Origin of the sequence: Chryseobacterium sp. Tr-659 (assembly GCF_011752975.1) — a bacterium.
Lineage (GTDB): Bacteria > Bacteroidota > Bacteroidia > Flavobacteriales > Weeksellaceae > Chryseobacterium.
In genome coordinates, this window is record NZ_VWWP01000002.1 from 543,081 (window position 1) to 561,927 (window position 18,847).

Genomic DNA, 18,847 nt, shown 5'->3' on the forward strand with positions numbered 1-18,847 from the left:
AATCTTCATTACAACTTATGGGCACCATTTAATTTTACTATTGAATGGTGCTTTTTTTAACCGGATATTATTTATTCTCTAATTGATTATCTTCCATATTAGCATCTGCCGACAGCTCCGGAATGACTGAAATACTATGAATCAAAATACCGGACTCCTTAACGATCTTCCCGTGATCCGGATCTTCTTTCCATAGATCTGCCTTGAAATGAATCACTTCCTCAGTATTATCCGAGTATTTTATCTTAAGATCTCCGGACAAAGGCATTCCTCCTTTATTGGTTAAGTGAATCGTATTATTGTTTCCGGATCTCTCTATCTTACTGACTCCAATATCTGCATAATTGCCGGTAAAGAACCAACGATGCCAAAACCAGTTTAAATCCTGGTGGCTTATATCATTGAAACTGTTAAACATATCCCATGGTGTAGGGTGTTTTCCTTTCCATCTTAGCAAAAATTCCTGCAGGCAGTCCGCAAAAACGTCCGGGCTCAGAAGATCCTGCAGTACCAGAAACCCGAGTGCTGTCTTTCCATACTGGTTTACCCTTACCAGATCACCTGTAAGTACATCGGAAGGAGTAATAATAGGAATATTGAAAAGACCATTTTTAGCCTTCATCCACTTATTGATACGATATTTATAAATCATGGAATCGGCTGCTTTTTTATTCTGAAGATCATACCGTGTCAGTAGGGTCTCAGCAAAAGTAGCCCAGCCTTCATCCATAAATCCGTATCGGGTTTCATTAATTCCTGCCATAAAGGGTAAATACATATGTGCTATTTCATGTTCGGCAACATACCTTGTAAAATTAGGATCTTCATCTGTTTCCACATTGGCCATCATGGGATATTCCATGCCATAGGTTCCCTGAAAAACCGTCATTTTTTCAAATGGAAAATTGAGTTTAGGTAAATAGGAATGAAGCCATGAAATGGTATTTTTTGTAAATCCTACCATTTGCTTAAAATCTTTCGCTTCATTTGGGTAGGCGGACTGAACACTTATGTTTTTCCCATTCACAGCTTTCAAAGACATACTTGAGGCATCCCAGTTGTACCGATCTGTGATCAGATAAGCAACATCTGCAATATTTTGGGAAGAAAAGCGCCATGTATTCAATATTTTTTGACGGGTAATCTTTCCTGACTTCATTTCTGCTGCCGTCGCTATATTGATTACAGACTCCGTATTATAAGATTTATTATATTTTAATAAGGCCTGCTGAGAAAGATTTTCTGAAGGATTAAGAAAATCTCCTGTTCCCAGCACAATAAAGTTTTTAGGAACATTAATGCTGACTTCATAATCATTAAAATCACTGTAAAATTCCTGCAGATCAACAAACTGCATCTGGTCCCACCCCTGATAGTCATCATATACAGCTATTTTAGGATAGAAATAAGCAAGAATAAAACTTGTCGGATTAAGGCTTCCTTCTCTGCTGTCTATAGCAGGGGATATATCATATTGCCAGTTTATATTCAGCTTTACAGAATCTCCAGGAATTAGTTTTCTGGGAAGGGGAATCATGGTACTGGTGAAAACATCCTCTTCATTTTTCCAGTCTGCTTTTTTTCCGTCAATACTTATATTATGGATCTGGATTCCTTTTGAAAGCTTTTCGGATTCCGAACCAAAGGCTCTTGGTGCTCCCGGCTTATGCACATTCAATATGAGCTTTAATCCTATTTTTTCTAAAACATCAGGACTGTTGTTATAATAGGTTATGGTTTCATAACCTTCAATTTTTTTGGATGGAGGCTTAACGGTAATATTAATTTTATATTTTCCTTTGTTCTGCCAGTATTTAACCCCTGGTTTTCCGTCCGGACTCCGTTGTTCTTTTACATAGGAATCCTCAAGCAATTTAGGCATCGGAAGTTTTTGTCCCAAGGCAATATCAAAAAAATGAAAACAACATAAAGCAAAAAGAGTAACTATGGGTCTCATGGAAAAATATTTTTACAGGTTATTACTTTATTCTTTTCATTATTAGAAGAATAAAAACGGAAAATGTTACAGAATACTACTTTTTAAGTTTAAAATTAAAATAGATATTTAGAAAGAACCCTTTGTTTTAGCTGTATTCATTATCTCTATTTATACGTTATACGACTTTTGCCTTCCGTACAATCTTCGCCAATAATCCGGGAAAAAATCTTTTAAGGTAGGCTCCCATTACTTCTTTACCACCAATTGCCTTTTGATTTTTCTTTTTTCTGATGGCATTAAGCATTTTTTTAGCAAAAACATCGGCTGGCATTCCTTTTTGCGTGGCATCATCCATGGTACCTTGTGATGAACCGTCTCCGATAACTGCATGAATCGAAATATTAGTTTGAATAAATCCCGGACAAATAATAGTAATATCTATATTCTTATCGTATAGTTCTGCTCTTACAGCATCAAAAAAACCATGTAAAGCATGTTTCGCGGCAGCATAACCACTGCGCATTGGTGCTCCGAATATTCCCATCAGACTGGAGACAACAGCAATCTGGCCCCCTCCATTTTTTATCATATGAGGAATGACTGCTTTCGTTAGGGCAACGGTTCCTATATAATCAATATCCATAAGGCGTTTATCTACCTCTATATCTGTTTCCAGAGCCAAAGAACGTTGAGACAATCCCGCATTATTAATAAGAATATCAACCTTCCCGAATTTTTCTATGGCTTTAGAGGCAATCCCAGGCATATCTTTATAATTTGCAAGATCCATAGGAACTACCGAGTACCGTTCAGAGCTCAATCCTGCATTTTCAGCCACGGTGTAAAGCTGGTTTTCCTTCCGTGAAGAAAGAATGATTCTGGCTTTACTATTTGCTGCCAATTCATTCACCAATGCTTCTCCGATTCCTGATGATGCTCCTGTAATCCAAATGACTTTATCATCAAAATAACTGCTCATACTATTCAATTTTTATTTTAGACCGGCAATATATTTTCCTGCTTTCATTCCGGAAAAAATACATCCGCCAAGGAAAGTTCCTTCCAGAGCACGATATCCGTGCATTCCGCCGCCTCCGAAGCCTGCTGCCTCGCCTGCAGCGTACAATCCTTCAATAATGCTGTCGTCTTCTCTTAAAACCTGTCCGTTAAGATTAGTTTTTATTCCGCCTAAAGTTTTACGGGTTAGGATATTAAGTCTTACAGCGATCAAAGGTCCGTTTTCCGGGGCCAATATTTTATGCGGAGCGGCAACACGTCCTAATTTGTCACCAAGATAATTGCGTGTACTTCTTATATAATTTACCTGGGTATCTTTTGAAAACTTATTGTCTAATTCTCTGTCGCGGGCTTCGATCTGAGATTTTATTTTTTCATAATCTAAAAGGTTATCACCGGATAGTTCATTCATTCTATAGACCAGATCTTCCAGATTATCTGATACGATAAAATCTTTTCCGTATTCTTTAAATGCTTCTACCGGCCCGGGAGCTTTTTTGCCAAATATTCTTTTCAGAAACAAAGGATAATCTTTATTGGTGATATCCGGATTCTGCTCTGAACCTGAAAGTGCAAATTCTTTCTTAATAATCTTTTGGGTAAGAATAAACCATGAATAAGAATATCCTGTTTCCTGTATATATTTTAAAGTTCCTAATGTATCAAATCCAGGGAGAAAAGGAGCGGGGAGACGCTTTCCTTTAGCATCAAACCAAAGAGAAGAAGGCCCCGGCAATATTCTGATCCCATGATTTGGCCAGATCGGATCCCAGTTCTGTAATCCCTCCGTATAATGCCACATTCTGTCACGATTGATGATATCAGCGCCGGAACTTTCTGCAATTCCGATCATTTTACCATCTACATAAGCAGGCACTCCGCACACCATATCTTCAGGAGCTTTTCCAAGCCTTTCAGGCCAGTTTTTCCGTACCAGATCATGATTGGCACCAATTCCTCCGGAAGCTATGATAATATTTGGAACACTGTATTCAAATTGAGAAATTATATTCCGGTTTGTAGCAGCTCCTCTTTCTTTGTTATCGTTTTCAAGAATATCTCCTTTAACGCCTTTTATCTTTCCGTTTTCTATGATGAGGTCTGTTACCCTATGTCTGAATTTCATCTGCAAAAGCCCTTTTTCTTTAGCCTGATATGCTTTTTCTACAAATGGTTTTACAACTCCGGTTCCGGTTCCCCAACTGACATGAAAACGAGGCACTGAATTTCCGTGACCTGCAGCAGATCCGTCACCGCGCTCAGCCCAGCCCACCATAAACATGAGCTTGATTCCCAGTTTTGAAATATAATTGTACTTCTCACCGGCCGCAAATTTCAGATAGGCTTCCGCCCATTGACGAGGCCAGTAATCTTCTTTACGATCAAAGCCTGCCGTACCTTTCCAATCTTGCAGAGCAAGCTCATAAGAGTCCTTGATTCCCATTCTTCGCTGTTGGGGTGAATTGATCAGAAACAAACCTCCGAATGACCAGAATGCCTGTCCACCAATATTCTGTTCAGTCTCTTGGTCTAACAGCAAGACTTTTTTTCCGACGTTGGTAATTTCCATTGCAGCAGTGAGCCCTGCCAATCCGGTTCCTATAATAATTGCATCAGGCTGGAAATTTTCTTCCATTTTTAAAGGATTTATATTGAATGATACTTACTATAAATGTATAAAATATTTAAAGTCAAACGAATATAAACCAGTAAAATATTCAATATTACATCATTTTAAAACGCTTCTTTAAGAATTTATTTATAGTTTTACCTTCCACACAAAACAAAATAATGAAAGAAACCAGTAAATATCGGGCTTTTGCTGTGTCAAAAGACGGAACACGTGAGCTCATTGATGCAGAATTTATTATCATAGAGCTTGAGGAAGAGGAAATTGAAATTTCGCTGGAACCACTGCATCCTGTCTTCCAGGGAAAATTAACTCTGGTTACCGGATCAGCTATGCAAAGCAGAGAAGAGGAAATGTTAGCAGGAACACGATTGGTCATAGAACCCGGAGCCTCAAATGTGCTCCATATAACGCCAAAAAAAACTGATTTTCGCGATAACAGCTAATTTTCCCGCCTTCAGTACAGATACCTCATCAAAACATTTTTATATTTGTGAAAAATAGAAGTATGAAGTATTTGTTTATTATGGTTTGCTTTGTCTGCTCCATTTTCAGTCAGGCACAGCAGAAACAAGATCCATGGAAAGACAGCCAGCTGATGGATCCCGCGCTGCTGGCTTCCAGAATTGTGAAGAATAAAGTAAAAGATCTGGTGATCATTTCAGTGGGGCCTGAGGCCATCATCAAAGGTTCAGTAGACATAGGACCTACTCATGAGCCCGAAAATCTGGAAAAATTAAGAAATTATCTTAAAAATGTACCTAAGGATAAAGAAATTGTGATTTATTGCGGATGCTGTCCGTTTGTAAAATGTCCGAATATACGTCCGGCATTCGGATTACTGATGGAAATGGGCTTTAAGAATGCTAAGCTTCTGAATCTTCCGAAAAACATAAAAACTGACTGGCTAGACAAAGATTATCCAACAAATGATTAATATGAAGACTTGTTTTACCGTATTATTTTTAATCGCTTTTTCAGGATGTATTTTGGCTCAAAATAAAATACAGACAGGGAAAAAGGCTCCGGAGATTACAATGATGAAGGCAGACGGAACTTCTTTTTCGCTTTCCACCTTAAAAGGAAAACTGGTACTGATTGATTTTTGGGCGACCTGGTGTGCTCCATGTGTAGAAGAACAGCCTATGCTGAAAACACTGTACGAAACTTATGCCGGTCAGGTAAAAAACAATAAATTTGAAATTCTAGGTGTTTCTTTGGATAAAAACAAAGAAAGCTGGCAAAAAGCAATTGAAAGGTTCAATATCGATTGGATTCAGATCAGTGATTTGAAATTCTGGAAAAGCCCTGTCGCAAAAACATACGAAGTTGATGAACTTCCTTTTAATATTATTATTGACGGAGAAGGAACAATCTTAGCAAAAAACCTTCATGGCAAGGATCTGGAGGAATTTTTAAAGAAGAATTTATCTCAAAATTAAGATCAGGATATCTTATAAATATTTTAAAGAGTAGTAATTTATTTACTGCTCTTTAATTTTTTATTTATTTTTTTATATACATTTCAAAGTAATTGATATACTATACAAAGCGGTCTTTTTTCTGCCTTCATAGTTTTGGGATCATGAAAAAAAACTTTTACCTCCGTATTGCACTGTCAGTCATTCTGCTGATGCATAGTGTAATTTCCATTTTCAGTGGAGATGTCAACAATTTCGGGCGTTTTTATCTGGATACAATAGGTTTCAGTCCATTAGGAATTTATATAGCCTGGGCTGTGAAACTCACTCATCTTCTTTCTGTACCGCTTATTTGGATAGACCGGTTTATAAAACCCGTAGCTATCTGTAATATTCTGATCTTAGCTTTTGGAATCTATTATGTTCACCGGCAGAATGGATGGTTTGTAGTAGGAGGTGGAACCAACGGCATTGAATTCAATGTTCTGCTGATCTTTAGTCTTTTCAATCTTATATATCCTGAAGTTTGCTTCAAAAAACAACAAAAACCTCTCTGAAAAGTTATCATTACAACAAAATATTTCAATTGGATACCTAAGAATTCCTATCCTCTGGAAGGGTGGTAAAAATTCAAAGATTTTTTGACGTGGTGATTAATAGTGTTCTTCTATTTCAGCTGTTCATAGACTAAAACCTTAATTTCATAGCCTTTATATTTTTATATTTGAATGAACAATAGTACTTTGTACTTTTAAATCATCATAAATTTGAAATCAGAAGGAAAATCTAAGTTGCAGGTTCACTTGCTTTTTTGGCTCCTGTATTATATTCTGGAAGTTTATCTGGACTTCTATTGGTCCAGGTATCAGTTTCCGGATTTCAAATGGGAGATAAGGCTTCAAAATACGCTCATTTTAGAGTTGGGTTACCTGCTGATCAAAATGCCGCTTGGTTATGCCTTGTTATATGTATATGAAAAGGTTCATTTCAGGAGCTTTCTCAAATATATCCTTTATATTCTTATTGTCATTCTTGCAGTTCTGGGGCATAGATTCTTCACGCATTATATTATTTATCCTTATATCTATGAGGCTACGGAAACCCTTGATGGGAAACAGCCATCCGGCTATATCAACGGTTTAGTTGCATTCAACTCTTTTATGGACCTTATTTTTATGGTTGGTCTCGTCTTTGGAGTTGAGATCACAAGACAAAAAAATCTTCTGAAAGAGCAGCTTTCTCAATTAAAATCAGAAAAACTGGACCAGGAGCTTACCATGCTGAAAGCCCAGATTAATCCTCATTTTCTGTTCAATACGCTTAATAATATTTATGGGATGGCTCTAAAAAAAGCAGATGAAACTCCGGATGTCATTCTTCAGCTTGCAAAGGTAATGCGTTATAATATTTATGAAGCGGCAGAAAAGAATATTTCCATTGCAAAAGATATTGATAACATAAAGGATTTTATACAGATTCAGAAAATCCGCCATCGTGATCTTACTGTACATTTAACAGAAGATATTGACAATCCTTCACAGGAGATTTCACCGCTTATATTGATACAATTTGTTGAAAATGCCTTTAAACATGGTATTTCAGAAAGTCTGGGAGAAACATTCATCAATATTGATATCCAGCTTAAAAATGGTATTCTCACATATTTTATTGAAAATTCCATAGAAGAAAAGCTCCACGAGCATTCTACTAAAATAGGCCTGAAAAATATTCGCCGGCAGCTTGAGCTGCTATATCCCAAGCATATTCTCGCTGTTGAAAATAAAAGTAACCGATACATTGTACAACTAACGATAGACTTCCATGACACATCCAACCTCTAAAAAGTATAATTGCATAATTGTTGAAGACGAGCCTATTGCTGCAGAAATTCTGGAAAGTTTTATTAGCAGAGATGCTGAGCTTAATCTTGTAGGAAAATGTGCAGATGCGGTATATGCCAGCAGTCTTTTAAGTATTCATCATGTAGATCTGATGTTTCTGGATCTGCATCTTCCCGTGGTAAAAGGTTTTGATTTTCTGAGAAAACTAAAAAATCCGCCATTAGTTGTTGTAACCACTGCTTATCATCAATATGCTGTGGAAGGTTATGAACTTGATATTGTAGATTATTTAATGAAGCCCATTCCTTATGACCGTTTTCTTACTGCCATAGGAAAATTTAAATATTTAATGGGAGCGGAAGAGGCTTTGCTGGAAATATCCGAACGTGATTATATCTTCATCAACAGTGGTAAAAAACAGGTTAAAATCATTTTGCAGGATATCTTTTATATTGAAAGCTTAAGAGAATACATTAATATCCATACAAAAACAGAAACATTTACCTTTAAAATGCCTATCAGTAAAATGGAGGAAAGTTTAAATCCGAAAATGTTTGTACGTATTCATAAATCCTATATTATTTCCAGATCCAAGATTGAAATAAAATCAGCAGCTTTTATCCAGATTAACGGGAAAAAACTCCCGATTGGAAGAACGTATAAGGCTTCAATAGAGCTTTAAACTAATCGAAAACTGCTGCTGGAAACATATATTTTGAGTACAGAATATGACTTTGTAAAGCTCCTCTCCAGAGGAGGGGGATTTTTAGGTCTTCAATTGGAAATATTATATTGCTGTAAAAGCTTATTCTTATTTAATTATTGTAGTTAAACACCTCCACAACTCCTTACTTATAAACCCTAAGTAGACATTATCCCGCTGTTGATATATAGATTTCCTTATATTCTTCACTGATTATTGAATTTTGGTTAACGATACGTTAAAAAAAATCAATGATTATGAAATACAAGTTAAAGCTTTTAAGTGCCGGAGTTGCTTTTTTCATGGGAGGCGAAACCTGTCTCGGTCAGGAAAAGCAGGATACTCTTAAAACACAGAACATCGAGGGAATTGTTGTGACTGCACTGGGGATTAAAAGGGAAAAGAGATCTTTAGGTTATTCTACTCAGGAAGTGAAAGGAGAGGATATCAATAGAAATCCAACTACTAATTTCCTGAATAATCTATCGGGAAAAGTGGCAGGTCTTGAGATCAGACAGTCTACAAATTTCGGGGGATCCGTAGATGCAGTATCCAGAGGTTATAAATCTATTTTAGGGGATAACCAGGCCCTTTTTGTAGTGGATGGTGTTCCTATTATCAACCGAAATATCAACTCCAGTGTTCAGCAAAATGGATTTGGGGGATATGATTACGGAAGTCCGGTTTCTGATATCAACCCTAATGATATTGAAACCGTGAATGTATTAAAAGGAGCTGCTGCAACAGCTTTATACGGCTCAAGAGCTCAAAACGGGGCAATCATTATCACCACTAAGAAAGGGAAGAAGAATTCTCAGGGAATCGGGCTGGAATACAGTGGAAGTTTTACAATTTCCAGCATTGATCGATCTACTTTTCCCGAATATCAGACACAATATGGACAAGGTTATTTAGGAAATAATGTTATCCCTTTCCAAAACAGTCTTCTGATGCCTTCCTGGTATGATGCTTCTTACGGATTGGCTTATGATCCTAATCTTATGGTATGGCAGTATGATGCATTTATCCCGGATTCTAAAAACTTTGGAAAGCAAACTCCATGGGTTATGGCTAAAAACGGACCCATTACTTTCTTTGAAAAAGCAATCAACCAAACCAATAATATTGCACTGAGCGGAGGAAACGACCGTACAACATTCAGATTAAGTTATTCAAATACCCGGGCAACAGATATTATGCCTAATTCATTTTTATCAAAGAATAACTTCGGGGGTAATGCTTCTTACAAGATTACGGATAATCTTACGGCAACTATTTTCGCCAACTATATTGTACAAAGTACCAAAGGCAGAAATACAACAGGATATGGAGACAATATTATGGGGAATTTCAGGCAATGGTGGCCTACGAATGTTGATATTCAGTATCAGAAATATCTGTATAAGACTTTCGGGAAAAATTATACATGGAATATCAATTCGCCGGATGATCTTACACCTGCTTATTGGGACAATCCTTATTTTACGCGATATGAAAATTACCAGAATGATAAGCGGGAGCGTTTTGCAGGAAATTTCAGCCTCAGCTATGATCTTTCAAAAAGTATAAATATTCTGGGAAGGATAGGAACTGACGGATATAGCATGATCACTGAAGAAAGAAGAGCAATTGGATCTATTCCTGCATTTTTCAGTTTTAATCCTATAGAACAGCCTTCAGGATATGCCGTAACCAACCTCCGTTTTACAGAAACCAATTATGACCTGATTGCCACTTATAAAAAGAATATTACCGAAGATTTAAATGTTCAGGCTTTGTTAGGGGGAAATATCAATGTACAGACCAGTTATTCGAATGCACAAACAACTACCGGCGGGCTTTATATTCCGAGGCTTTATACCATTTCGAACTCTGTGGCTACTCCTGCAAAACCCATCACCACAGATACTTCCAAATATATTTACGGAGCTTTCATCCAGGCTTCCTTAGGCTATAAAAATACTTATTATCTGGAAGGAACCTTCAGAAGAGATCAGTCTACGGCATTACCAAAAGAAAAATCAGCATATTATTACCCATCTGTTTCAGCAAGTGTGGTATTTTCCAATCTGTTGAAACAGCAATGGCTGAGCTTTGGGAAATTCAGAGCTGCCTATGCGGAAGTAGGTTCAGACACGAATGCAGACCAATTGAGAAACCGTTATATTGTACAGGCATCCTTTGAAAACAATCCTGTTTACGCTTATAATACATCATTGAGAAACGCAGATCTCCTTCCTCAGAAACTTAAAAATTTTGAGATAGGAACCAATATGCAGTTTTTTAAGAACAGATTTGGTTTTGATCTTGCGTGGTTCCGGAATAAAGCATTTGACCAGATCCTTCCGCTCCCGGTATCATTAGCAACGGGTTCTGCAGCAAGCATACAGAATACCGGAGAACTTACCACGAAAGGAATTGAATTGTCTGTGAATATAACTCCTTTGAAATTGACTGATTTTAGTTGGGAAGTAGGGCTCAACTGGTCAAATCCTAAAACTAAGGTCACAGCACTTCGGGAAGGGGTTGAAAATATTACCATAGGAAGTTTACAAGGAGGAGTCAGTATTAATGCTCCGCTCAATGAAGATTACGGAAGCATATGGGGTTCTGATTATGTTTATGATCCTAATGGGAATAAAATTGTTGGAAGAAATGGAGCTTATCTTATTACTGATGATTCCAATCACAATTTCGGAAGCTTTCAACCGGATTTTATTGCCGGATTGAATAACTCTTTCACTTATAAAAACTTTAATCTTAGTTTCCAGATCGATTGGAAAAAGGGAGGGAAGATATTCTCTCTGGATCAGTATTATGGCACAGGCACAGGGCTTTATCCTGAGACAGTAGGTTTGAATGATCTCGGAAATCCTGTGAGAAATACTCTTGCTAACGGTGGTGGCGTTATTCTGCCCGGGGTGATGCAGGATCCTAATAATCCGGGACATTATATTCCGAATACCATCAGACTTGACCGGTCTATTTCCAGCCAGTTTTTAGGCACAGATCCTCCGGTAGCCGCATTTATCTATGATGCCAGCTTTATAAAGCTAAGACAGGTATCAGTTTCTTACACTTTTAACAATCAATTTTTAAAAAATACAGGAATTCAGAGTCTTACTCTAGGTTTTGTAGGAAGCAATCTCTGGATCATTCATAAAAACCTTCCATATGCTGATCCTGAAGCGGGGCTTTCTTCGGGAAGCATTCAGGGGTATCAATCGGGAGTTATGCCTACTACAAGAAATTTCTCATTCAATCTGAAAGTTAATTTTTAAAAACTATTACAATGAAAAAATCGATTATAATAAGCTCATTATTTGCTTTATCACTCATAGCATGTACTTCGGATGATGTGAATCTTGATTCTCATGTGGCTTATGATATGTCTGCAGAGCCTCTGCTTACCTATGCGGAAAAGGAACTGAGTGACTATATGAACACACCCAGTGTCAATGAAAATAATTTTCGTCTTATCATGCAGTATTGGCAGGAAGTTACCTATGTAAACGAAAGTAATTATAATTTTACAGCAAGGAATGTTTCCAATAATGTATGGGCTGATAATTATGTAAATGTTCTCAATAACCTGAATAAAGCAAAAGAGCTTATTGAAAAATACCAGCCGGGGCCTTCTGAGCTGAATGCCTGGCCGGCTAAGAAAAAAAATCAATTGGCAGTTTTGGATATCTTATCTGTATATGCCTTTCAGACCTTAACGGATACTTTTGGAGATATTCCTTACAGCCAGGCACTTAATCAGGCAAAGTTTCCGCTTCCTGTCTATGATGATGACAGGCAGATCTATGAAAATCTCATTACACGTCTGAAAGCAGATCTCAATAATCTTGATGAAGAAGCTGGAACATTCGGATCGGGAGATATTATTTACGGTGGAGACATCGGAAAATGGAAAAAATTGGGAAACTCTCTGCTTCTGAAACTGGGAATTGCTCTTTCAGATGTAGATCCTGCTCTCGCTCAATCCAGCATCAATACTGCCATATCAGGGGGAGTTATCACTGATGAATCTCAGAGCGGATTATTCCGCTATCTTCCCGAAACACCCAATTTCAATCCGCTGTACGAAAATCTTGTGAACAGTGGGAGAAATGACTTTTTTGGAGGAAAACCTTTTATAGACTTTCTGAATACTACTTCCGATCAAAGGGTTACAAAATATTTCAGAGATGTACACGGCGAGTACATTGGACAGGTCATTGGTTCAGGAGGAAATTTCTCTGATTTTTCTGCTCCGGGAATTTTCGCCTATATTCCTGTAACTGCCGGAAATCTTATGACTTACACAGAGGTTTCCTTTTATCTTGCCGAGGCAGCTGCAAGATTTGGAATTGGAGGGAATCCTGATGCCTTATATCAAAATGCTGTTCAGGCTTCATTCCGGGAATGGGGACTTTCTAACCAAAATGCACTGGATTATCTTGCTGATCATCCTTACAACCCATCAAACTGGAAAAAATCAATCGGAGAACAGGCCTGGGTTGCTCTCTACAATCATCCGGTGGTATCCTGGAATTTTTACAGACGATTAGATTACCCCGTTTTACAGGCTCCTCCCACTGCTATTGCCAATGCAGACGGAAAAGTACCGGTAAGATTACAATATCCCACACTTGAAGCTACAACCAACGGAACCAATTATGCTAAAGCTGCCACAGCAATAGGAGGAGACAGGCTTACCACTAAGGTTTTCTGGGATAGTCATTAATCAATTGACAAACTATAATACATTCTCTTTTTTTAACTTTTACCAAATTAAATTTTTCATATCAATAATTTTGTTCGACTCTTGAGAGGCTGATTTCATACAGAATCAGTCTCTTTTTTCATTAATAATCAAAAGACATCGGGTATCAATTCATAGATTATACCTCTTCATTGGTAGATGTTTTTTCCATATCCTTTTCTGTTTATTGAAATTTGTTGAAGAAACACAGATTTATACAACATTAAGTATCAAAAGCATGAGAGCGCCACCAATACAGAGACAGACGGGAATATTTTTGTTAATACTGATGATAGAAATTATCCTGTTCAGCTGCAAAAGAAACGAGGATCACTTTGCAGAAATTATAAAAAAAGATATTACAGTTACAGCAGATGACAACAATAATGTGCAGGAGATTCACGAAATACGGGTGGAAATGATAGGAGGTTATTGATGAGGTTCAAAATATTGAATATTTAGAAAACTTAATAAGTTATAACGTGGTTGGTTTATTATTCGAAATGTTGAATAATGGTTTGGCTTAATGATCAGCAATGGTCTTAAGCCAATTTCTTTTAAAGGAATTTGGAATTTTAAAAACCGATTTCGAAATAAAATACATACCTTCACTTTTATTTTTTCATTGCAATTGAATCCATCGGAAATATGTTAACAGATATTATTAAACCTGATCTTAAAGTACTTTTTTGCGGTATTAATCCCGGGTTAAAATCATCAGAAGACGGTCATCATTTTTCAGGAAGAAGCAACCGTTTCTGGAAGGTTCTTCATCAGTCCGGTTTTACCTCTTATCAAATAGAAGCTGTTAATGATACCTCTATCTTAGACTTTGGATGCGGGCTTACAACCGCTGTTGCAAGAGCTACCTCCCGTGCTGACGAACTTTCAAAAGAAGAATTTGACGATGCTCTCGAAAGTTTTACAATAAAGATCAAGGAATTTCAGCCCCAATATATTGTGTTTCTTGGGAAGGCTGCCTATAAAGCATTTTTCAAAAAGAAAGAAATCCCATGGGGAAAACAGCCGGAAGATCTATGTGGGTCCCGGATCTGGGTTCTTCCTAATACCAGTGGTTTAAACCGAGGCTTTTCTCTTGAGGATCTTGTTACTTCTTATAAGGATTTCTATCAGGCTATTCAGGAATAATTACTTTATTAGGCTTACTCACATATTGATTTCCTTTCACAAAGAAACGCCATGGAAGAAGGGCGTCTTCCTGTGCATAAGCAACCCCGATACGTGGTGATGCTATAATTTCTTCGGGATTATACCGGATACCCTGATCTTCAATCCAGATTTCATTCTCTGTCAAATCTTTTTTATTGAAGGAGCGGTCAATTCCGAGAGCTTTTGCTGCAGAACCGGGCCCTGAAGAAATAGCAGGCTTAGAAGCTGGCATATTTCGTCTCAACTCCATGAATTCTTTACCTTCTAATGGTTCAATCGCCCTGATCAGAACGGCATGCGGTTCATTTTCAACCGAAGTGACAATATTGAAAAGATGGTGAATTCCGTAGCACAAATACACATAAGAAATACCTCCATGACTGTATAAGGGTTCTGTACGAATTGTACGTCTGGCTCCGTATGCATGGGATGCTTTATCATATATTCCGTTATAAGCTTCGGTTTCTACTATGATTCCTCCGGTAATATCGCCGTTGATTTCGGTAAACAAAACTTTTCCGAGAAGATCTTTTGCCAGAAAAAGGACATCCGGGTTTGAATAGTAGGAGAGAGGAAGTTTCAAAATTGGTGGTTTTAGAATTCTTCCCTCAAAAATAGGGATAATTTCCGTTAAATAGAAGAGCTGGAAGCTGAATGCAATACATTATTTTATAGATTAATTCTGACAGATTGTACATAAAAACAGCAAAGTCCCACATTCCTGTGAGACTTTGTTCTTGATCTTATTTTCCTCCCGGAGGACAGTGTTCTTTTAAATATTTTGTAAACAATGTTGCCAGGTGCAATGATGTTCCTTCTCCTTCATCAATAGAGTGCGTTCTGTTAGGATAAGACATCAGCTGGAATTGTTTATTGTATTTTACCAGCTCATTGATATATACCTCCGTATTTTGGTAATGTACATTATCATCACCGGTTCCGTGAACAAGTAGTAGGTTTCCTTTCAGGTTTTTAGCGTAAGCCAATGGAGAGCCTTTTACAAAATCTTCTCTGTTTTCCTGAGGAAGTCCCATATAACGTTCCTGATAGATATTATCATAAAACAACTGATTGGCAACCGGAGCAATGGCAATTCCCGTCTGGTAAATATCCGGATATTGTCCTAAAAGGTTCAGGGTAGACGAACCTCCGCCGCTCCAGCCCCATACGGCAACTCTTGAAGTATCAATGTAAGGCCATTTTGCAAATAAAGCTTTGGCACCCATTGCCTGATCACGGATATTCAGCTGACCTATTTTACGATAGATGGATTTTCTCCATTCACGACCTCGTGGAGCAGGAGTTCCGCGGTTTTCAAGGGAAACATATAAATAGCCGTCTTCCGCCATGTCACCAACATATAATTGGTTCCAGCCTGTATAGAAGCTATCTGTTACTGTTTGCAGTGCAGGTTCTCCATAAACTGTGAAGACAATCGGATACTTCTTATTAGGATCAAAATTTTTAGGCTTTACCACCCATCCGTCTAAGGTAACTCCATCCTCAGTAGTCACCTGGAAGAATTCTGTTTTGGACCTGGCCGGATCTGCTTTTTCCGATCTTTTGGCAGCTACAAGCTCTTTATGCTCAGGAAGTGATATTACGGTACCTATAGAATATGCATTCACATTGTCATTCATAAACATAGCAATTTTTCCATTAGGTGATATTGTATATTCATTAGACCCTGTGTAGTTTTCAGGAGTTATTTTCTGTGCTTTTCCTCCTTTCATGTTCACTTTATACAGGTATTTTTGAGTTGCATTATTTGGAGAAGCTAAAAAGTAAATTTGTTTGTTTTTAACATCAAAAAATTCTGGTTGTATAACATCGAAAGCATCTTTTGTAATCAATGTTTCTTTACCATTCATATCTATTTTATAAATATGTCTCCATCCGTCTTTCTCAGAGAGCCACAAGAACTCTTTTCCATCTTCGATCCAGTCCCAGCCGCTTGGGTCATTATCGTTCCATCTGGATTTTATATCGATCCATGCGGCATCTGTTTCTGTGTGAATAGTCTTGCTGCTTCCGGAGCCGGCGTCTGCAATGATAATTTTACTCTGATTCTGTTTTCTGTTCAATTGTTGCAGAATAACGGATTTAGAATCCAGCACCCATTCCATTCTTGGAATATAATTTTGAATTTCATCCCCTTGAAGATTAGCTTTCTTTGAAGATTGGGAAGCAAGATCATAAAACCAGATACTGCATCCTGAAGGATTTTCACCGGCTTTTGGATATTCTACAGGAACAGTAAACGAATAAAGGCTGTCTGTATTATTGATCATCAGAAAGTTTTTCGTTCCTCGCGCATCCAGTTTCCAGTAGGCAATTTTACTTCCATCAGGAGACCATCTGAAACCATCCTGAGCACCGAACTCCTCTTCATATACCCAGTCAAAAGTACCATTAATCATTCCATCTGTGCCATCATTGGTAATTTTGGCAAGCTGGTTGTTTGAAAGATCTTCAATATAGATATTATGCTTAGACACATACGCTACTTTTTTACCGTCAGGAGAAAACTTGGCAAACATTAATGATGATGCCGGTAATCCTTTACCCAGTTGAGTAAGTTTTTTTGTGTTTTTATCAAAAATCCAGTAATCTCCACGGGTATTAGTTCGCCAAACTTTTCGTGTATTGGCAAACAGTAATAGACTTTTTCCGTCGGGGGACATCTGAAAACTTTGCACGTTCAGTGCTTCGGAACTTCCGGTAGGAACCAGCTCGTTGCTGCTTAAAAGTGTCTGATCTTTTCCAGGATGCAATACATCAACAATTTCCAACCCTTTTTTGGTCACTGAATAATAAGCATTGCCATCAGGAGTCCATTGTGTCTTTTGTGCAGCGAGTGGCGACAGACACAGGAAGTATAATGCAATGACCGTCAGTTTTTTTATTTTCTTCATATAATTTGAGTTAAGCTAAATGTTCAGCTCTGTAATTTTCAATTTCATCAACAGTTTTAATCAGTCCGTTCCCCAGAAGCCTGTATCCATCGGCTGTGATCAGGAAATCATCCTCAATACGGATTCCTCCAAAATTTCTGTATTCGTTTACTCTATCATAATTAATAAAGTCTGCATTTCTATTCTCCGTCTGCCAGATATCGATCAGTTCCGGAATCATATAAATACCCGGTTCAACTGTTACTACAAATCCGGAATCCAAGGATTTACCTAAACGTAAAGATTTAAGACCGAATGTTTGGGTGTCCTTCGGCTCTTCTTCGGTATAGCCGATATATTGTTCTCCAAGATCTTCCATATCATGTACGTCAAGTCCCATCATATGCCCTAAACCACATTGGAAAAATAAAGTATGCGCATGGTTTTTTACCGCTTCTTCAGGATTTCCTTTCATCAGGCCGAGATCAATAAGACCTTCTACCAGATGCTGAGAAGCTTTAAGGTGAATATCTTTGAATCGCACACCTGGTTTCAAAAGCTGCTGGGCATTATTAAAAGCATTCAGAACCACTTCATACATTTCCTTTTGTTTAGTTGTAAAGGTTTTACCTGCTGGAAATGTTCTGGTAAGATCTCCCGCATATCCCATTGCAGTTTCCGCGCCCGAATCATTCAGGAAAAGATCGCCTTCTTTCAATGTATTGAGACGATAATGGTTATGCAGGATACCTCCATTAATAGTAATAATCGGAGGATAAGACATCTGGCACTCTTGATTAGCCGCCAGATATTGAATTGCATTGGCAATTTCATATTCCTTAATTCCGGGTTTTGCCATACGCATTGCCAGAAGATGCATTTCATTAGATACATTAACGGCCTGCTCTATCTGTACAATTTCCTGAGGTTCTTTTATGGAACGCTGCTTTACAACTGCTTTAATCATCTCTGCCGAAGGCTGCAATTCACTTGTTTTAATCCCAAAAAGATCTGCCAGTAAAATTTTATTTGAAGACTGATAGGGAGGAAGATAATGTACCCTTCTTCCGGAAGCCTGCGCTTTTAAAATATATTGAGAAAGTTCTGCATAAGGTAAAGTTTCCTGTATACCGGATTTCAGGCTTTTCTCTTTCAAGGTTTCTTGTCTGCCCATCCATACAATGTCATCAATACTTAATTCGTCTCCAAAAACGATGGTTTTATTTTCATCAATATCGATAATAGCTGCAATCCGGGGCTCCTGAATCCCGAAATAATATAAATAAGTACTGTCTTGACGGAAATAATAAGGGTTGTGTTCAAAATTCACAGGATTCTCTATATTTCCTAAAAACAATAAAATTCCGTTAGCTATATTGCTTTGTAATACAGATCTTCTGTCTTGATAGGTTGTTGCTGAAAACATATATTATAAATACTTTTTTATTTAAAGGTTTAAAGTTACGATTTTGTATTATTTAG

At 37.6% G+C, this 18,847-nt stretch carries 16 protein-coding genes; 10 read left to right on the forward strand and 6 right to left on the reverse strand.

What is annotated here, in order from left to right:
• Positions 1-67: 67 nt before the first annotated feature.
• The 3 genes from F3J23_RS06665 to F3J23_RS06675 form a co-directional block, all read right to left on the reverse strand.
• Complete coding sequence (locus F3J23_RS06665; RefSeq protein WP_167025988.1) at positions 68-1,957, reverse strand: M1 family metallopeptidase; 1,890 nt, start codon at positions 1,955-1,957, stop codon at positions 68-70.
• A 157-nt stretch (positions 1,958-2,114) separates the two neighbouring features.
• Entirely contained in the window at positions 2,115-2,918 is an 804-nt protein-coding gene (locus F3J23_RS06670) for an SDR family oxidoreductase (RefSeq protein ID WP_167025990.1), read from the reverse strand.
• Positions 2,919-2,930: 12 nt separating this feature from the next.
• Positions 2,931-4,592 carry an FAD-binding dehydrogenase gene (locus tag F3J23_RS06675; RefSeq protein WP_167025993.1) on the reverse strand — a complete coding sequence of 554 codons (1,662 nt, stop codon included), beginning with the start codon at positions 4,590-4,592 and terminating at the stop codon, positions 2,931-2,933.
• A 155-nt stretch (positions 4,593-4,747) separates the two neighbouring features.
• Here F3J23_RS06675 and F3J23_RS06680 point away from each other — a divergent pair, with 155 nt between their 5' ends.
• The 10 genes from F3J23_RS06680 (at position 4,748) to mug (ending at position 14,450) form a co-directional block, all read left to right on the forward strand.
• Positions 4,748-5,032: a hypothetical protein gene (locus tag F3J23_RS06680; protein WP_167025996.1), complete on the forward strand. Its 285-nt coding sequence runs from the start codon at positions 4,748-4,750 to the stop codon at positions 5,030-5,032.
• A gap of 62 nt (positions 5,033-5,094) precedes the next feature.
• Complete coding sequence (locus tag F3J23_RS06685; protein ID WP_167025999.1) at positions 5,095-5,523, forward strand: rhodanese-like domain-containing protein; 429 nt, start codon at positions 5,095-5,097, stop codon at positions 5,521-5,523.
• 1 nt (position 5,524) lies between these two features.
• Entirely contained in the window at positions 5,525-6,028 is a 504-nt protein-coding gene (locus F3J23_RS06690) for a TlpA family protein disulfide reductase (protein ID WP_228455279.1), read from the forward strand.
• Between the two features lie 143 nt (positions 6,029-6,171).
• The gene (locus F3J23_RS06695; protein ID WP_167026005.1) at positions 6,172-6,564 is read left to right on the forward strand and encodes a DoxX family protein; all 393 of its coding nucleotides are present in this window, start codon (positions 6,172-6,174) and stop codon (positions 6,562-6,564) included.
• Positions 6,565-6,774: 210 nt separating this feature from the next.
• On the forward strand, positions 6,775-7,848 hold the full coding sequence (locus F3J23_RS06700; protein WP_167026008.1) for a sensor histidine kinase: 1,074 nt from the start codon (positions 6,775-6,777) through the stop codon (positions 7,846-7,848).
• Positions 7,829-8,530 carry a LytR/AlgR family response regulator transcription factor gene (locus F3J23_RS06705; RefSeq protein WP_167026011.1) on the forward strand — a complete coding sequence of 234 codons (702 nt, stop codon included), beginning with the start codon at positions 7,829-7,831 and terminating at the stop codon, positions 8,528-8,530. The genes F3J23_RS06700 and F3J23_RS06705 overlap by 20 nt, the downstream gene beginning before the upstream one ends.
• A gap of 278 nt (positions 8,531-8,808) precedes the next feature.
• Positions 8,809-11,832 (forward strand): SusC/RagA family TonB-linked outer membrane protein, encoded by a 3,024-nt coding sequence (locus tag F3J23_RS06710; RefSeq protein ID WP_167026014.1) that lies wholly within the window; start codon positions 8,809-8,811, stop codon positions 11,830-11,832.
• Between the two features lie 11 nt (positions 11,833-11,843).
• Positions 11,844-13,283, forward strand: coding sequence for a SusD/RagB family nutrient-binding outer membrane lipoprotein (locus F3J23_RS06715; RefSeq protein ID WP_167026017.1), 1,440 nt, complete (start codon positions 11,844-11,846; stop codon positions 13,281-13,283).
• Positions 13,284-13,590: 307 nt separating this feature from the next.
• Entirely contained in the window at positions 13,591-13,737 is a 147-nt protein-coding gene (locus F3J23_RS06720) for a hypothetical protein (RefSeq protein WP_167026020.1), read from the forward strand.
• Positions 13,738-13,949: 212 nt separating this feature from the next.
• Positions 13,950-14,450 carry a G/U mismatch-specific DNA glycosylase gene (mug, locus tag F3J23_RS06725; protein ID WP_167026023.1) on the forward strand — a complete coding sequence of 167 codons (501 nt, stop codon included), beginning with the start codon at positions 13,950-13,952 and terminating at the stop codon, positions 14,448-14,450.
• On the opposite strand, the gene F3J23_RS06730 is transcribed toward mug, so the two are convergent.
• The 3 genes from F3J23_RS06730 to F3J23_RS06740 all read right to left on the reverse strand — a co-directional run bounded on the left by F3J23_RS06730 (position 14,437) and on the right by F3J23_RS06740 (position 18,791).
• Entirely contained in the window at positions 14,437-15,054 is a 618-nt protein-coding gene (locus F3J23_RS06730; RefSeq protein WP_167026026.1) for a DNA-3-methyladenine glycosylase, read from the reverse strand. The genes mug and F3J23_RS06730 overlap by 14 nt on opposite strands.
• 160 nt (positions 15,055-15,214) lie before the next feature.
• A complete protein-coding gene (locus tag F3J23_RS06735) occupies positions 15,215-17,386 on the reverse strand; it encodes a S9 family peptidase (protein ID WP_167026029.1) in 2,172 nt (723 codons plus the stop codon).
• Positions 17,387-17,396: 10 nt separating this feature from the next.
• Complete coding sequence (locus F3J23_RS06740; RefSeq protein WP_167026034.1) at positions 17,397-18,791, reverse strand: aminopeptidase P family protein; 1,395 nt, start codon at positions 18,789-18,791, stop codon at positions 17,397-17,399.
• Positions 18,792-18,847 lie beyond the last annotated feature (56 nt).

Excerpts from the sequence above, each read along its gene's own strand:
- F3J23_RS06705 (WP_167026011.1), top strand. The coding sequence starts at position 7,829 with ATGACACATCCAACCTCTAAAAAGTATAATTGCATAATTGTTGAAGAC.
- mug (WP_167026023.1), top strand. The coding sequence starts at position 13,950 with ATGTTAACAGATATTATTAAACCTGATCTTAAAGTACTTTTTTGCGGT.
- F3J23_RS06695 (WP_167026005.1), top strand. The coding sequence starts at position 6,172 with ATGAAAAAAAACTTTTACCTCCGTATTGCACTGTCAGTCATTCTGCTG.
- F3J23_RS06735 (WP_167026029.1), bottom strand. The coding sequence starts at position 17,386 with ATGAAGAAAATAAAAAAACTGACGGTCATTGCATTATACTTCCTGTGT.
- F3J23_RS06680 (WP_167025996.1), top strand. The coding sequence starts at position 4,748 with ATGAAAGAAACCAGTAAATATCGGGCTTTTGCTGTGTCAAAAGACGGA.
- F3J23_RS06685 (WP_167025999.1), top strand. The coding sequence starts at position 5,095 with ATGAAGTATTTGTTTATTATGGTTTGCTTTGTCTGCTCCATTTTCAGT.
- F3J23_RS06690 (WP_228455279.1), top strand. The coding sequence starts at position 5,525 with ATGAAGACTTGTTTTACCGTATTATTTTTAATCGCTTTTTCAGGATGT.
- F3J23_RS06665 (WP_167025988.1), bottom strand. The coding sequence starts at position 1,957 with ATGAGACCCATAGTTACTCTTTTTGCTTTATGTTGTTTTCATTTTTTT.
- F3J23_RS06720 (WP_167026020.1), top strand. The coding sequence starts at position 13,591 with ATGATAGAAATTATCCTGTTCAGCTGCAAAAGAAACGAGGATCACTTT.
- F3J23_RS06715 (WP_167026017.1), top strand. The coding sequence starts at position 11,844 with ATGAAAAAATCGATTATAATAAGCTCATTATTTGCTTTATCACTCATA.
- F3J23_RS06740 (WP_167026034.1), bottom strand. The coding sequence starts at position 18,791 with ATGTTTTCAGCAACAACCTATCAAGACAGAAGATCTGTATTACAAAGC.
- F3J23_RS06670 (WP_167025990.1), bottom strand. The coding sequence starts at position 2,918 with ATGAGCAGTTATTTTGATGATAAAGTCATTTGGATTACAGGAGCATCA.
- F3J23_RS06675 (WP_167025993.1), bottom strand. The coding sequence starts at position 4,592 with ATGGAAGAAAATTTCCAGCCTGATGCAATTATTATAGGAACCGGATTG.
- F3J23_RS06710 (WP_167026014.1), top strand. The coding sequence starts at position 8,809 with ATGAAATACAAGTTAAAGCTTTTAAGTGCCGGAGTTGCTTTTTTCATG.